The sequence below is a fragment of the Micromonospora eburnea genome, from assembly GCF_900090225.1.
GTDB lineage: Bacteria > Actinomycetota > Actinomycetes > Mycobacteriales > Micromonosporaceae > Micromonospora > Micromonospora eburnea.
The window spans coordinates 1,405,839-1,420,501 of sequence record NZ_FMHY01000002.1 but is presented as its reverse complement, the minus strand read 5'-3'; the positions used below and the strand labels follow the sequence as shown (position 1 = coordinate 1,420,501).

The window sequence follows — 14,663 nt, the reverse complement described above, 5'->3', positions numbered from 1 at the left end:
CCGCACGCCGGCCGGGGTAACCTCGCCGGGCAATGACCAACGTCTGGAACCTCACCGTGCGCCTGTACGTCGACCTTCGACTGCAGGCCAGCGGCATCTGTCCGGCGCAGCCGCTCTTCTGACGCTGCCCCGTTCACCTCCACCAGACCTTGGACGTCCCATGGCTGCCGCCCTGCGCAAATTCCCCTTCTCCCTGCAGATCCTGCTCGGCCTCGTGCTCGGCGTGGCGCTCGGCTTCCTCGCCCGCGCCAACGACATCGCCTGGCTGACCAGCACCCTCGACACCGTCGGCCACCTCTTCGTCCAGCTCCTCAAGCTGGCCGTGCCGCCGCTCGTCTTCACCGCCATCGTGGTCAGCGTCGTCAGCCTGCGCGGCGTGGCCAACGCCGCCCGGCTCGCGCTCAAGACGCTGCTCTGGTTCGGCATCACCGCGCTGATCGCGGTGGGCATCGGCATCGGTCTCGGCCTGGTCACCGACCCCGGCAAGGGCGTCACCCTCGACCTGGCCGGCGCCACCGCGCCGAAGAAGTCCGGCTCCTGGACCGACTTCCTCACCGGCATCGTCCCGACCAACCCGGTCGGCGCGTTCGTGGAGGGCAACGTCCTCCAGATCGTCTTCCTCGCCCTGGTGGTGGGTGCCGCCGCCATGCTGGTCGGCGAGGCCGCCGAACCGTTCGTGGCGCTCAACCGCTCGCTGCTGGCCATCGTGCAGAAGGCGCTCTGGTGGGTGATCCGGCTCGCCCCGATCGGCACGCTCGGCCTGATCGGCAACGCCGTCGCCTCGTACGGCTGGGACCTGCTGGCCCCGCTCGCCAAGTTCACCACCGCCGTCTACGTCGGCTGCGCGATCGTGCTCTTCGTGGTCTACCCGCTGCTGCTGGTGGCCGCCGGCCGGCTCAACCCGCTGCGCTTCTTCGCCGGCGCCTGGCCCGCCATCGAGCTGGCCTTCGTCTCCCGTTCCTCGGTGGGCACCATGCCGGTGACCCAGCGTTCGGTCGAGCGGCTCGGCGTGCCCCGCGAGTACGCCTCCTTCGCCGTGCCGTTCGGCGCCACCACGAAGATGGACGGCTGCGCCGCGATCTACCCGGCCCTGGCCGCGATCTTCGTGGCACAGGTCTTCGGGGTGCACCTGGGCGTCACCGACTACCTGCTGATCGCCTTCGTCTCCGTGGTCGGCTCGGCGGCCACCGCCGGCCTGACCGGCGCGATCGTGATGCTCACCCTGACCCTGAGCACGCTGGGCCTGCCGCTGGCCGGCGCCGGCCTGCTGCTGGCCATCGACCCGATCCTCGACATGATCCGCACCGCGACCAACGTGGCCGGCCAGGCGCTCGTGCCGACCATCGTCGCCGCCCGCGAGGGCACCCTCGACCGGTCCGCGTACGACTCGGCCGGCAGCCGCGACCTGGTGGACGCGGACGGGACCGACCGTCCAACGGAGCGGCTCGCCCCCGCCCCCGCCTGAGCACGCCGCACGAAGGAGGGCCCCCGGGCCCTCCTTCGTCGTATCCGAGGAGGATCACCCGCATGAGTGTCCTGTTCACCCCACTCACCCTGCGCGGCGTCACCCTGCCCAACCGGGTCGCGCTCGCGCCGATGTGCCAGTACAGCGCCGGCCCGGGCGGCCTGCCCACCGACTGGCACCGGGTCCACCTCGGCTCCCGCGCCGTCGGCGGGGCCGGGCTGATCATCACCGAGGCCACCGCGGTGCTCCCGGAGGGGCGGATCAGCCCACAGGACACCGGGCTCTGGTCGGGCGCGCACGTCGACGCGTGGCGGCCGATCACCGCGTTCGTCGCCGCCCAGGGGGCGGTGCCGGCCGTGCAGCTCGCGCACGCCGGGTTCAAGGCGTCGACGTACCGGCCGTGGGCCGGGCACCGGGGCGGCGTGCCGGACGCCCAGGGCGGCTGGACGCCGGTCGGCCCCGGCAGCGAGCCGTTCCTGCCCGACTACCGGCGGCCGACCGCGCTCGACGAGGCCGGAATCGCCCGACTGGTCGAGGCGTTCACCGTCGCCGCCGAGCGGGCCCTCGACGCCGGCTTCCAGGTGGTCGAGATCCACGCCGCGCACGGCTACCTGCTGCACGAATTCCTCTCTCCGCTGACCAACCACCGCACCGACGCGTACGGCGGCGACCGGACCGGCCGGATGCGGCTCACCCTGGAGGTGGCCCGGGCCGTCCGCGCCACCGTCGGCGAGGCGGTGCCGGTGCTCACCCGGATCTCCGCCACCGACTGGGTGGACGGCGGCTGGACCGCCGAGGACAGCGTGGTGCTCGCCGGTGAACTGGCCGGCGCCGGTGTGGACCTGATCGACACCTCCTCCGGCGGCGCCTCGGCCGGGGCGAGCATCCCGGTCGGCCCCGGCTACCAGGTGCCGCTGGCCGCGCGGATCCGCCGCGACGCGGGCGTACCGACCGGCGCGGTCGGCCTGATCGTCGAGCCGGAGCAGGCCGAGCAGATCGTCGCCGGCGGCGAGGCCGACCTGGTGCTGCTCGGCCGGGAACTGCTGCGCGACCCGTACTGGCCGCGGCGTGCCGCCGCCAAGCTCGGCGCCACCCCCGGCTGGCCCAACCAGTACACCCGCGCCTTCTGACCACCCCTGGCCCCGGGCCACACCTCAAGCCAGGTCAGCCGGCCAGATGGCCCCAGTCGGACTCCAGGTCGCGCCACGGGCCCTGCGCCGCCACCGCCCCGTCGACCAGCACCACCACGTGGTCCGCCCGGACCAGCGCGGCCCGTTTGGAGGTCGACCCGACCACCGTCACCCCGTGCTCGCGCAGCGCCGCCCAGAGCGCCAACTCGGTGGTGACGTCCAGCGCGGACGACACGTCGTCGGCGACCAGCAGTTCGGTACGCGGCGCCAGCGCCCGGGCCAGCGCCAGCCGCTGGAGCTGGCCGCCGGAGAGCCGGGTGCCCTTGTGCCCGATGAGTAGCCCGAGCCCGCCGCCCGCGGCGGCCAGATCGTGGTCGAGCTGGGCGGTCGACACCGCTCCGGCGGCGTCCACCTGGTGCCCGAGCGCGATGTTGTCGGCCACCGTGCCGGAGAGCACCCGGGGCAACTGGCCGACGTACCCGACCTGGTTGGGGCGGAGGAACAGCTCCGGCTCGGTGACCGGCTCCCCGTTCCAGCGCAGCGTGCCGGTGTGGTGGACGATCCCGGCCAGAGCGCGCAGCAGCGACGACTTGCCGGAGCCGACCGGGCCGACCACGAGCACGAGCTGCCCCCGTTCGACGGTGAGGTCGACGTCGCGGGCCGCTAGCACGCCGTCGGAGTGCAGCGCGCCGAACCCGGCCAGTTCCAGCCGGCGCAACGGGTGCCGGGCCGGCGGCTCGGGCGCCGGGGCGCTACCCGCGGCAAGATCCACCCCGGGCACCTCCGCCGAGTACGCCGCCACCCCGGTCATCGCCACGGTCCGCCGGGTCCACACCCGCGCCGACGGGTAGTGCGAGACCAGCGCCGCCGTGGTCCAGGCGAACCAGCGGGCCGCGCCGAGCGTGGAGACCGCCACCAGGGTCGCCCCGGCGGAGAGCCCGCCGGCCAGGTAGAGCGCCCACGCCCCGATCGGCAGCAGCCCGCTGGCCATCGACGGGGTGGACCGCGCCCACACCTGCATGGCGATCTCCCGCCGCTGCCGGTCGCTGCGGACGGTGTCCAGCGCCGCGAGATGGTCCAGCACCGGCCGGGTGGCGCCGGCGAGCTTCACCGTACGGGCGGCGGAGAGCGAGGAGACCAGCGCGGTGGCGAACGCGGCCCGGGCCTTGACGGTGCCGCGGGCGGTGCGTTCCAGCCGGGGTGCGAAGAGCGTGGCCGCCAGCCCCGAGACCACCATGGTGCCGAGGAAGAACAGCGCGGGTACGAAGCTGCCGGTCACCAGGGTCATCGTGATCATGATGGTCAGCGAGATGAACTGGTCCATCAGGTTGTCGGCGAGCTGCACCACCCGTTCCGTGTCGCCGCCCTGGGCCACCACCTCGGCGGGGGTGTGCCGGCTGACCCGTCGGGCCCCGGTCTGCCCGTGCACCAGCCGCAGGCTGATCCGCAGCATCTGCCGGATCCACCACTGCGGGAACCACAGGTTCGTCAGGTACGGCAGCGGCAGCACGACCAGCAGCGCGGCGACGATGCCGAGCGCCGGCAGCCACGGGTCGCCCCCGCCGACCACCTCGGCCCAGAGCCAGGGCAGCACCGAGCCGTCCAGCCCGAGCAGGGTCATCACGATGAAGAGGACGACGGAGAGCAGGCCGTACCGTGGATCGTTGGTGCCCAGCCGGAGGATCTCCCGCAGGGTCCGCGCGGGCGGCGCGGGGGGCACCGGCGGCGGGTCGGTCCGCGGCACCGCGGCCTGGCGCGGGACGGTGGTCGGCGCGGCCGGGTCCACCGGCCCGCCGGGCGCTGCGTCAGGGACATCCGGCTGGTCGTCGGGCCAGGCGTCGCCGGGTCCGTCCAGCAACTCCACTCCGCCGCGCCGGCCACCGGCACCGGCGTACGCGTTGGCCTGGCTGGTGGCGAGCAGTTCGGCGAAGTGGGCCGACTCGCGCAGCGGGCCGGCCTCCAGCACCGCCCCGTCGGCCATCACCACGACCTCGTCGCAGCGGCGCACCGAGGAGAGCCGGTGCGCGATGACGATGCCGATCCGGTCGGCGAGCAGGCGTTCGGTGGCCTGGCGGACCCGGTTCTCGGTGACCGGGTCGAGCCGGGCGGTGGCCTCGTCGAGGATCACCACGTGCGGGTCCCGGACCAGGATCCGGGCGAACGCCACGAGCTGTTCCTGCCCGGCCGAGAGCGCCTGCCCGCCCTCGCCCAGCTTGGTGTGCACCCCGTCGGGCAGCTCGGCGATCCAGCCGGCCAGGCCCAGTTCCTCCAACGCCCGGGTGGCGTCGTCGAGCAGGGCGGGGTCGAAGAGCGCGACGTTCTCGGCCAGGGTGCCGGCGAGGATCTCGGTGCGCTGCGGCACCACCGCGATCCACCGGCGCAACTCCTCGACGTCCAGGTCGACCAGGTCGGTGTCGCCGAGGAAGACGGTGCCGCGCGGCACGTCCACCGCCCGGGTGAGCACCTTGGCCAGGGTCGACTTGCCCGACCCGGTCCGCCCGACCAGGGCGTACGACCGGCCCCGGGCGAAGGTGAGCCGGAGGTCGCGCAGCGCCGGGCCGCGGTCGTCCCCGACGGCCGGGTAGCGGAAGGTGAGCCCGCGTACGGTCAGGTCCCCGTCGTCCGGCGCGACGCCGCCGGCCGGTTCCTGGCGGGAGTCGGCGAGCAACTGCACCCGCGCCCACGCGCCGAACGCCTGTTGCAGGTGCGGCACCCAGCGGGCGATGTGCTCGACGGTCGCGCCGAAGGCGAGCACGAGCAGCCAGATCGCGGTGAGCCGGGCACCGTCGACCCGGCCGGTGGTGAGCGCCCAGGCCCCGGCCAGGACCACGGCGGCGATGCCGAGCCGGACCCCGCCGGCGGCGAGTGCGGTGACCTTGGCGGACATCCGGAACACCCGCCCGCCCCGGGCGACCACCTCGGCGGCCCGGCGGGCGTACAGCCGCAGCACGTACGGCCGGGCCAGGCTGGTCCGCACGTCGTCCTGGCCGTGCACCGCCTCCTCCATCACGGCGGCCAGGTCGGACCAGGCCTCCTCCTCGGCCATCCGGGCCGGGGCGATCCGGGCGGTGGGCCGGCGCAGGACCACGCCGAGCAGGGCGGTCACCAGAATCATCCCGACCCCGGCCGGCCACCAGACGAACAGGGCGCTGACCGTGGCGAGCAGGCAGACGGCGAGCCCCTGGACCAGGCGTACGCCGGTGTTCCGCATCTCGGCGGCGACCTGGTAGACGTCGTTGTCGATCCGGTCGAGCAACTCGCCGACCGGCGTGGTCTCCAGGGTGGGCAGGTCCTGCCCGAGCGCCACCCGACACAGCCGGCGGCGTACGTCGGCGGACCAGTCGGCGGTGAGGCCGGCCATCAGCAGCCCGATGAGCAGGTCGCTGACCACGACCGCGACCAGCGCCACGGCCAGGGCGGTGAACCAGCCGCCCGAACGGTGCACCAGCACCGGCCCGGCCAGCGCGGACGCGGCCGCCTGGCCGCCGGCCCCGAGCACGATGAACAGGAGGACGACCGCCATCCGACGTGGTGCGGTGGCCCAGAGGTCGCGGAGCAGGCGCATGGACGGTCCTCCGGACTCGGGTCGGCATGGGGGCGGTGCCTCCAGCCTTCCGTTCCGACCGCGACGGCTCAAACCATTTACGCGCGGTTCACGCCTGGGCGACCCGGCGGACGATGCCGAGCAGGGCCTCCTGCACGTCCTCGATCGGCCGGTCGGGCTGGAAGACCAGCCAGTCCACGGCCACCACCAGGCCCACACCGAACAGCGCCGAGCTGGCCGTACGCACGTCCAGGTCGGCGGGGAGGTCGCCGCTGGCCACGCCGGCCCGGACGGTCTCCGCGATCACCTCGATCGCCTCGCCGCGCAGCAGCCGTAGGGTCTGCTGCCACTCCCGGTTGGTCCGCCACATCTCGGAGAGCAGGAGCTGGGCGAAGGCCCGGTAGCGGCAGATGTACTCCAGCTCGGCGCGGACCAGCGCGGCGAGCGCCGCGCGGGGCGGCAGCCCGGCGACCGCGGCCCGGAAGTCGGCGGTGAGCAGGCCGATGCCGTGCCGCAGCAGTTCCTCGAAGAGGACCGTCTTGGACTCGAAGTTGTAGTAGACGGTCCCCTTCGCCACCCCGGCCCGGGCGGCGATGTCGTCGACGGTGGTGGCGGAGAAGCCCCGCTCGGCGATCAGCTCGACCGCTGCCACGAAGAGCCGCTGGCGGGTGTCCTCCCGCCGGCGTGTTCGTCCGTCTGTCACTCGCCCTCCCCGTCGACCCGTCGGGTACCGGCCGCCGGGGCGGCCCGACACGCCCATGAACATCCTCACATGGCCAGTTCGGGGTGCAGCTTGGCCGGGGTGAGCCGGCGGGACCGGCGCGCCGCGCCGATGCTGAGCAGCAGCGCGCCCGCCCCGAACGCGACCAGCACCAGCGCGCCGGTGACCACCGGCCCGGCCGGGCCGCCGTTGATGGTGTGCCGCAGGCCGGCCACCACGTACGTCATCGGCAGCCAGGGGTGGATCGCCTGGAAGAAGCCGGGCGAGGTCTGCACCGGGTAGGTGCCGCCGGAGGAGGTGAGCTGGAGCATCAGCAGGGCGAGCGCGGCGAGCCGACCGGCCGGGCCGAGCGCCACGCCGAGCAGTTGCATGATCGCGGTGAACGCCAGCGAGGTGAGCGCGAGCAGGCCCAGCGTCGCCGGCCCGTGCCGCGGGTCGAGGCCGAGCACCAGGGTGACCACGGTGAACAGCACCCCGGCCTGGGCCAGGCCGATCGCCGCGGCGGGCAGCCAGCCGGCGAGCACGACCCGCCAGCCGGGCGCCCCGGACATCACGTGCCGCCGGTTGACCGGCCGCAGCAGCATGTACGTGATCATCGCGCCCACCCAGAGCGCGAGGGCCAGGAAGTACGGGGCGAAGCCCACCCCGTACGAGCCGGCCGGGTGGTGCGCGGTGCGGATCAGGTCGACCGGGTCGCCGAGGACCCCGGAGCGGCTCTCCGCGTCGTGGTAGCCGGGCAGCTTCCGTTCCCCGGCGGCGAGTCCGTCGGCCAGCTCGCCGGCACCGCTCTCCAGCTTGGTCAGGCCGTCGACGAGCCGGGCGCCGCCGGAGCTGAGCTGGGCCAGCCCGCCGTCGAGCTGGCGGGCACCGGTGGCGAGCCGGTAGAGCCCGCCGCGGAGCTGGTCGGCGCCCTTGGTGGCGTCGCCGAGCCCGTTGCGCAGCTTGGCGCTGCCGTCGGCGAGCGTGGTGAGCCCGGCGGCGAGCTGGTCGACCTTGGCCCGGGCGGCCTCGACGTCGTCGGCCAGGCGCGGCGCGGCGACAGCGACCTCGCGGGCGGTACGCGCGATCTCGGTCAGTTGCTTCTTCAGTGCGGCCAGGTCGGTCCGGTCCAGCGTGGACCCCATGGCCCGGGCGGCGGTGACCGCCCGGTCGGCGGCCTGCCGGGCGGCGACGAGATCCGGCTCGTCGGCCAGCTCGGGGTGCGCCTTCACCACCGCGTCGAGGCGGTCGCGGACCTGCTCAGACCGGGTCACCACCTCGTCCGCCTGCGCCGGCAGCGCGTCGAGCCCGTCGGCGAGCGCCTGCGCGCCCTCGGCGACCAGGTTGGCGGCCCGCTGGATGTCGGCCGCGTTGCGCCGCAACAACGGCTCGTACCGGCCGGCGGCGGCGTCCACCTGGGCTGCGGCGGCCCGGGTCTCGGTGGCGGCCCGGTTGGCGCCGTCGGCGAGCTGGGCCGCGCCGGTGTAGAGCTGGTCGAGGCCGTCGGCCAGCGTCTCCGCGCCCTGCACGGACTGGTCGAGGCCGCCCGCGAGCTGCCCGGCGCCGTGTTCGGCGCTGCCCAGCCCGTCGGTGAGCTGCCCGGCGCCCTCCTGCGAGGTGCCGAGCCCGTCGTGGAGCTGCCCGGCGCCGTCGGCGGCCCGGCCGGTCTCGGCCTTGGCGTCGGTGAAGCCGATCAGCATCTTGTCGAAGTAGGACGCGGCGGTGCTCTGCGCGGCGGCGGCCCGGATCTCGCTGAACGCGGAGCGGGCGAGCAGCCCGGAAAGATAGTTGGTGGCGTCATCGTTGACCAGCTTCAGCTCGCCCCGGCGGGCCGGCTGCTCGGGGTCGGGACCGGCGGCCAGGGTGGTGGAGAAGTCGGCGGGGATGGCGAACACCAGGTGGTAGCGGCCGTCGCGCAGCCCCTCGGTGGCGTCGGCCTGGTCGGTCACCGTCCAGCCGAAGACCTTCCGGTCCAGCAGTTTCTCGGTGAGGTCCCGCCCGGCGTGCACCTCGCTGCCGTCGGCGGCCTTCGCGGGGTGGTCGGCGTTGACCAGGGCGACCGGGATCCGGTCGAGTTTCCCGTACGGGTCCCAGAAGGCGTAGAGGTAGAGGGCGCCGTAGAGCAGTGGGATGACGGTGAGGACGGCGAGCGCGGCACGGGGCAGCCGGCCCCGGGTCATCCGGCGCAACTCGAACAGGGCGAGTCGGAGGACGCTCATCGGTTCACCTCGGTGCTGTGCTCCTGGGCCGCCGACGGGGCATCCTCGCAGGCGGGAACGGCATCGGCCGCGTCCCGCGCCACCGCCTGCGGTACGACGGGGGCGGACGCCGCAGCGGGCGGGGCCAACTCAGCCCGGGCGGGCGGGGTCAGCTCGGCGTGAGCGGGCGGGGCCGGGTCGCCGATGCGGTGCACGACGGCGTCGACGCCCGGCTCGACCGAGCGGGCGCTGGCGATCACGGCGTACCCCTGCTCGGCGAGACGGGCCAGGACGGCCCAGATCTGTGCCCGCTCGGGCGCGTCGGAGCCGGCGTCGACGTCGTCGGCGACGATCAGGTTCGGGGCGCTCAGGCCGGCCAGCACCAGGCCGAGCGCCTGCCGCTCGACGGGGGTCAGATCCCGGCCGTACCGATCGGGGTCGAGCGGAATGTCGGCGCAGCCGGTGCTGGCGAGCGCGGCGGCGAAGGCGTCCCGGCGGTACGCCCGCCGCGCCCGTACGGCGGCGACCGGGACGAGTTGCCGGCGGCGGCGCGGCACCGGCCCGAGCAGCAGCAGCCGTTCCTGGATGTGCTCGGCCACGGTCAGCGTCGGGTCGGGCTCGTGCACCCCGGCGACCTGCCCGAGCGCGGCGCTCCCCCGGCGGCGCAGTTCCCCGTCGGTGTGCGGGAAGCGCCCGGCCAGGGTGAGCAGCAGCGAGGACCGCCCGCTGCCGGGCGGGCCGGTGACCGCGTGCAGTGCCCCCGCCTCGGCGGTGAGGTCGACGTCCCGGTAGACCCAGCCGCGGCGGGTACGCAGCCCCAGCCCGCTGGCCTCGACGATCTTCATCACCCGTCCCGATATCTAGACTGACTAGTCAGTACAAAAACTCGGGTAGCATAACCCTCCCCGTCCGGTTCGACGCAATTCATCGCGGCGTGATCCCGGCCATGCCGGGCGGAGTTAGCAGGGGGCCCCTGCTATACCGCAGGCGTTAACAGGGGTCCCTTCCTTACAACCCTCAGAAGAGCACGGTGGCGAGGGTGCCGACCGGGCGGAACCCGCAGCGCTCGTAGACCCGCCGGGCGGGCAGGTTGAAGTCGTTGACGTAGAGGCTGACCGTGGGGGCGACCTGGACCAGGGCGTCGCGTACCACCGCCGCCATCGCCGCGGTGGCGATCCCCCGTCCCCGCCACTCCGGCGCCACCCAGACCCCCTGCACCTGGGCCGTCCGGCGGGTCACCACGGCCAACTCGGCCTTGAAGATCACCTTGCCGTCCACGAACCGGGCGTAGGCGCGGCCGGCGCGGACCAGGTCGGCCACCCGCCGCCGGTAGCCGCGCCCGCCGTCCTCGGCCAGCGGCGAGACCCCGACCTCCTCGGTGTACATCGCCACCGCGGCCGGGAAGAGCCGGTCGACCTCGCCGGCGCGCACCCGGCGCACCTCCGGGTCGGCCGCCACGGTGGGCAGCGCGTCCGTGGCCAGCAGCGGCTGGTTGGGGCGTACGTCCCGGGCCGGCCCCCAGTACGCGGAGAGGCGGTCCCAGAGCCCGAGCACCGCGTCGGCCCGCCCCACGATCGAAGAGCAGAGCCGCTCCTCGGTGCTCAACAGGTCGGCGAAGGCGGCCACCGCCGGCTCGGTGGCGAGCACCGGGGTCAGGTTGCCGCCCAGCCAGCAGATCGACTCCAGGTTGCGCCGGGCACCGTAGCCCAGGATCCGCCCCTCGGCCCGCCACCAGGCCAGCCCCCGGGCGGCGACCCGCTCCGCGACCTGCGCACCGCCGAACGGGTCGAGGTCGAGCAGCCGTTCGACCGCACGACGCTCCGACTCCCCCAGTTGGCGTACGGGCACGGTGAGCACGGGTACCAGCCTGCCAGATGTGACCCACGGCGCGCGGGCCGACCTGCGGACCCCGACGGGGACCGCAGGACCGGCCACCGAGCGGCGACTCAGCCGACCGGAACCGGGGCGCCCACCTCTGCCGGCCGGGTCCGCCCCGCCCAGGCCACCACCGGCGGCACCAGCGCTCCGAGCAGGAGAAACAGGACACCGAGCAGCAACCAGCCTGGCGCGCCCCAGCCGACCGCCAGGGTGGTCACCACCACCGGCGCCACCATCGACCCGAGTTGCATGCCCATCCCGTACGCGCCCTGGTACTGCCCCTGGGCGTGCGCGGGCGCGAGCCCGAACGACACGCCCCAGCCGGCCGCGGCGTGCCACAGCTCCCCCACCACGTGCACCAGCGAGCCGGCGAGCAGCAGCGCGACGGCGACCGGGGCGGACACCCCGCCGCTGGCCGCGAAGAGCAGGCAGGCGACCGCGATCACCGCGCCGGCCCGGCGGGCGGCCCGGCCGGCCCCGGTCAGTTCCTCGGTGCCCCGCGAGGCGCGGACCTGGAAGAGCACGACCATCACCGTGTTGACCAGCATGCACCCCGAGACCAGCCAGCGCGGCGCGGCGGTGTGTTCGGCGATCCAGAGCGGCAGGGCGATGTTGATCAGGCCGAAGTGCATGGACATCAGCCCGTCCAGCACGGTGAAGGCGAGGAACGGGCGGTCCCGCAGCGCGATCAGGCGTGGGCCGTGTGCCGGCGCGGGCACCGGCGGCACCGTGGGCAGCCGGAGCAGGATCGCGGCGGCGCCCAGGTAGCTGACCGCGTCGAGCAGGATCAGCGCCACGTACGCCGTACGGGTGTCCGCCGCGATACCGACACCGGCGGCCACCGCCCCGACGGAGATCCCCACGTTGGTGACCGCACGCAGCCAGGCCCGGGTCCGTACCCGCTGGTCGGGCGGCACCGCCCCGGCGATCAGGGCGCCCCGGGCGCCCCGGCTGACCGCGTCGGCGACCGCCATCAGCACGCCAACCGCGAGGAACGACGGGAAGGACCGGACAGCCACCAGGGCGGCGGTGAGCACGGCCGAGGCGAGCAGCGCGGCGAGTTGCATCCCGCGCGGGCCGTACCGGTCGGCGAGATAGCCCATCGGGGTGCTGGCCACGAGGCTGACCAGGGCGGTGACGGTGAGTCCGACGCCGACCTGGGTCACGGTCAGCCCCACCGACCGGGTCAGGAAGAGCGCGCTGACGGTCAGCCAGGTGCCCCGGCCGACGGTGTTGATCAGCGTCGAGATGGCGAGAATCCGGGCCGGACCCGGTTCGGGAAGCAGGCGCACGCCGAACACCATAGCAAGACGTACGTACGGTTTGCATCTCCCCTCTGCTCGCCCGTCTTGTCGCCGATGCATTTCCGATATATCGTCGAGGTATCAGCGATAGGACAACGAAGGAGGACCGATGGGTTTCCATCGACGACTGCATGAGATGCACGAGATGCACGAGCGGCGGATGCGCGGCTTCGGCTTTCCGCCCGTCCCGCCCGGCCCGCCGTTCCCGCCCGGCCCGCACGGGCACGGCCGGGGCGGGCGGGGGCGCGGGCGCGGCCGCCGGCCCAACGTGCGCGGCGCGGTGCTGGCCCTGCTCACCGAGCGGCCGATGCACGGCTACGAGATGATCCAGGAGATCGATTCCCGGACCGGCGGGGCCTGGCGGCCCAGCCCCGGATCGGTCTACCCGACCCTGCAACTGCTGGAGGACGAGGGCGTCATCGCCGCCGCCGCGGACTCCGACGGCGGACGGAAGCGGTTCGCCCTCACCGAGCAGGGGCGCGACGAGGCGGCCGCGGCGGCGCAGAACCCACCGTGGGCGGAGTTCGCCGAAACGACCGTGAACAGCTGGCACGACATCCGCGACGCGGGTGCGCAGGCGATGCATGCGCTGCGCCAGGTGATGATGACCGGCACCGACGACCAGCGGGAACGCGCCGCCCAGGTGCTCGACGAGACCCGCCGCAAGCTGTACGCCATCCTCGCCGAATCCGAGTGAACACTCCAGCGTGCTTCTGTGCGCCCGGCAGGGTGGCCCGGCGAGGCCACCCTGCCGGCACCAGTGCGCGGTCAGCCGCTCCGACGCGCGGTGACGAGCAGGTACTCCCACCGCATCACCCCGGCCTCGATGTGCCGCCGCGCCAGGTCGGCAAGGTCCTGATCCAGCGCGGCGACCCGGTCGGGATCACCGGCGATCGCCCGGTACGTCGCGATCGTCGGCCCGTAGTGGGCCTTGAAGAAGTCGCGGAACGCCTCCGGACTGGTGAAGCGGTCCACCGTGACCGTCTGACGTCGGACGACGACGTCGGTGACCCGGTCCCCGAGCAGCGTACGGACATGCTCCTCGCTGCCCCAGAGCGGCGGCGGCTGCGCGCCGGGCGGTGGCGGTGGGGCGTACGGCTTCATGGTGGTGAACATCTGCCCGATGAACCCCTCGGGCGTCCAGTTGACCAGGCCGATCGTGCCACCCGGCCGGCAGACCCGGACCAGTTCGTCGGCGCCGGCCTGATGCCGGGGTGCGAACATCACGCCCACGCAGGACAGGACCCGGTCGAACTCGCCGTCGGCGTACGGAAGCGCCTCGGCGTCGGCCCGCTGCCATTCCAATTGGGCGCCGCGCTCGGCGGCGAGCGCCCGCCCGATCTCCAGCAGCTCCGGGGTCAGATCGCTGGCCACCACGCTGGCCCCGACCAGGGCCGCCGGGATGGCCGCGTTGCCGGTGCCGGCGGCCACGTCCAACACCCGATCGCCGGGGCCGACGCCGGCCGCCCGCACCAGGGTCGCCCCGAGCTCCGGGATGACCTCCGCAGCGACCGCCGCGTAGCTGCCCAGCGCCCACATCCGCCGGTGCCCGGCCTTCACCGCCCGGTCCTGCTCCATCGATTCGATCATGACTGCTCCTCTGCCTCGTCCTCTGAACCGGACGGTAGGCAGCGGGGCACCGGCGACCTAGTACGAGATCTGTACCGGACCCGACAGGCCCGTGGTCCGGCCCACCGCGACGGCGTAGCGTGCGGCCATGGGGGCCTCCTACCACCAGTTCTGCCCGGTCGCGAAGGCCATGGAACTGCTCGACGAACGCTGGACGCTGCTCGTCGTCCGGGAACTGGTGAGCGGGTCCGAGCGGTTCAACGAGCTACGCCGAGGCCTGCCCCGGATGTCGCCCACCCTGCTGTCCCGGCGGCTGCACCAGCTCGTCCGGGCCGGCGTCGTGGAGCGGCACGTTGACGGCGTCGACGTGCGGTACGTCCCGACCCAGGCGGGACGGGAGCTGCGGCCGGTGCTCGAGGCGCTCGGCGCGTGGGGGGTCCGCTGGATCGGCGAGTTGGGCGACGCGGACCTGGACCCGAAGCTGCTGCTGTGGGACATGCACCGCCACGTCGACCACCGCGCTGTCCCGCGGGGGCGGACGGTCGTCCACTTCCGTTTCCGGGACGTGCCGGCCGGCTTCCGGGACTGGTGGCTCGTCATCAACAGCGGGGAGGCCGACGTCTGCGACGTGGACCCCGGCCACGGCGTGACGGTGACGGTACACGCCGACCTGCGGACCCTGGTTCAGGTCTGGCTGGGCGACCTGAGCTGGCCGGCGGCGCTGCGCGGCGGCGCGGTCGAGATTGCCGGCCCGGAGGTGCTCCGTCGAGCCCTACCCCGGTGGTTCACGCTCTCCGAGTTCGCCGCCGTACCCAGGCCGCCGACGCCGGTGTGATCCCCGGACCCGGCCGGAAACGACGCGTGCGGCTGCCCCC

At 74.3% G+C, this 14,663-nt stretch carries 11 protein-coding genes; 4 read left to right on the top strand and 7 right to left on the bottom strand.

From position 1 onward, the window contains the following. Positions 1 to 172: 172 nt before the first annotated feature. Both GA0070604_RS06770 and GA0070604_RS06765 read left to right on the top strand, forming a co-directional pair. Complete coding sequence (locus GA0070604_RS06770; RefSeq protein ID WP_208602230.1) at positions 173 to 1,465, top strand: dicarboxylate/amino acid:cation symporter; 1,293 nt, start codon at positions 173 to 175, stop codon at positions 1,463 to 1,465. A 62-nt stretch (positions 1,466 to 1,527) separates the two neighbouring features. After that, entirely contained in the window at positions 1,528 to 2,595 is a 1,068-nt protein-coding gene (locus GA0070604_RS06765) for an NADH:flavin oxidoreductase/NADH oxidase (protein ID WP_091115901.1), read from the top strand. 34 nt (positions 2,596 to 2,629) lie between these two features. Here GA0070604_RS06765 and GA0070604_RS06760 read toward each other — a convergent pair whose 3' ends face one another. The 6 genes from GA0070604_RS06760 to GA0070604_RS06735 form a co-directional block, all read right to left on the bottom strand. Further along, the gene (locus tag GA0070604_RS06760) at positions 2,630 to 6,160 is read right to left on the bottom strand and encodes an ATP-binding cassette domain-containing protein (protein WP_091115897.1); all 3,531 of its coding nucleotides are present in this window, start codon (positions 6,158 to 6,160) and stop codon (positions 2,630 to 2,632) included. 88 nt (positions 6,161 to 6,248) lie between these two features. Beyond that, complete coding sequence (locus tag GA0070604_RS06755) at positions 6,249 to 6,842, bottom strand: TetR/AcrR family transcriptional regulator (RefSeq protein WP_244161774.1); 594 nt, start codon at positions 6,840 to 6,842, stop codon at positions 6,249 to 6,251. Positions 6,843 to 6,907: 65 nt separating this feature from the next. Further along, positions 6,908 to 9,058, bottom strand: a complete 2,151-nt coding sequence (locus GA0070604_RS33865) for a YhgE/Pip family protein (RefSeq protein ID WP_091115893.1) — start codon at positions 9,056 to 9,058, stop codon at positions 6,908 to 6,910. Further along, entirely contained in the window at positions 9,055 to 9,882 is an 828-nt protein-coding gene (locus tag GA0070604_RS06745; protein ID WP_091115890.1) for an ATP-binding cassette domain-containing protein, read from the bottom strand. The genes GA0070604_RS33865 and GA0070604_RS06745 overlap by 4 nt, the downstream gene beginning before the upstream one ends. 172 nt (positions 9,883 to 10,054) lie before the next feature. Then, entirely contained in the window at positions 10,055 to 10,894 is an 840-nt protein-coding gene (locus tag GA0070604_RS06740; RefSeq protein WP_091115886.1) for a GNAT family N-acetyltransferase, read from the bottom strand. An 89-nt stretch (positions 10,895 to 10,983) separates the two neighbouring features. Next, positions 10,984 to 12,207 carry an MFS transporter gene (locus GA0070604_RS06735; RefSeq protein WP_091126943.1) on the bottom strand — a complete coding sequence of 408 codons (1,224 nt, stop codon included), beginning with the start codon at positions 12,205 to 12,207 and terminating at the stop codon, positions 10,984 to 10,986. Positions 12,208 to 12,328: 121 nt separating this feature from the next. On the opposite strand from GA0070604_RS06735, the gene GA0070604_RS06730 reads away from it, so the two are divergent. Then, positions 12,329 to 12,916 carry a PadR family transcriptional regulator gene (locus tag GA0070604_RS06730; RefSeq protein ID WP_091115884.1) on the top strand — a complete coding sequence of 196 codons (588 nt, stop codon included), beginning with the start codon at positions 12,329 to 12,331 and terminating at the stop codon, positions 12,914 to 12,916. Positions 12,917 to 12,987: 71 nt separating this feature from the next. Here the strand turns inward: GA0070604_RS06730 and GA0070604_RS06725 are convergent, their stop codons facing one another. Further along, positions 12,988 to 13,809 (bottom strand): class I SAM-dependent methyltransferase, encoded by an 822-nt coding sequence (locus tag GA0070604_RS06725; RefSeq protein WP_091115879.1) that lies wholly within the window; start codon positions 13,807 to 13,809, stop codon positions 12,988 to 12,990. A gap of 127 nt (positions 13,810 to 13,936) precedes the next feature. Between GA0070604_RS06725 and GA0070604_RS06720 the strand changes: the two genes are divergently transcribed. After that, positions 13,937 to 14,623 (top strand): winged helix-turn-helix transcriptional regulator, encoded by a 687-nt coding sequence (locus GA0070604_RS06720; protein ID WP_091115875.1) that lies wholly within the window; start codon positions 13,937 to 13,939, stop codon positions 14,621 to 14,623. Positions 14,624 to 14,663 lie beyond the last annotated feature (40 nt).

What these genes read in the sequence shown, in the direction of transcription:
- GA0070604_RS06765 (WP_091115901.1), top strand. Translation starts at nt 1,528, where the DNA reads ATGAGTGTCCTGTTCACCCCACTCACCCTGCGCGGCGTCACCCTGCCC.
- GA0070604_RS06760 (WP_091115897.1), bottom strand. Translation starts at nt 6,160, where the DNA reads ATGCGCCTGCTCCGCGACCTCTGGGCCACCGCACCACGTCGGATGGCG.
- GA0070604_RS33865 (WP_091115893.1), bottom strand. Translation starts at nt 9,058, where the DNA reads ATGAGCGTCCTCCGACTCGCCCTGTTCGAGTTGCGCCGGATGACCCGG.
- GA0070604_RS06745 (WP_091115890.1), bottom strand. Translation starts at nt 9,882, where the DNA reads ATGAAGATCGTCGAGGCCAGCGGGCTGGGGCTGCGTACCCGCCGCGGC.
- GA0070604_RS06730 (WP_091115884.1), top strand. Translation starts at nt 12,329, where the DNA reads ATGGGTTTCCATCGACGACTGCATGAGATGCACGAGATGCACGAGCGG.
- GA0070604_RS06725 (WP_091115879.1), bottom strand. Translation starts at nt 13,809, where the DNA reads ATGATCGAATCGATGGAGCAGGACCGGGCGGTGAAGGCCGGGCACCGG.
- GA0070604_RS06720 (WP_091115875.1), top strand. Translation starts at nt 13,937, where the DNA reads ATGGGGGCCTCCTACCACCAGTTCTGCCCGGTCGCGAAGGCCATGGAA.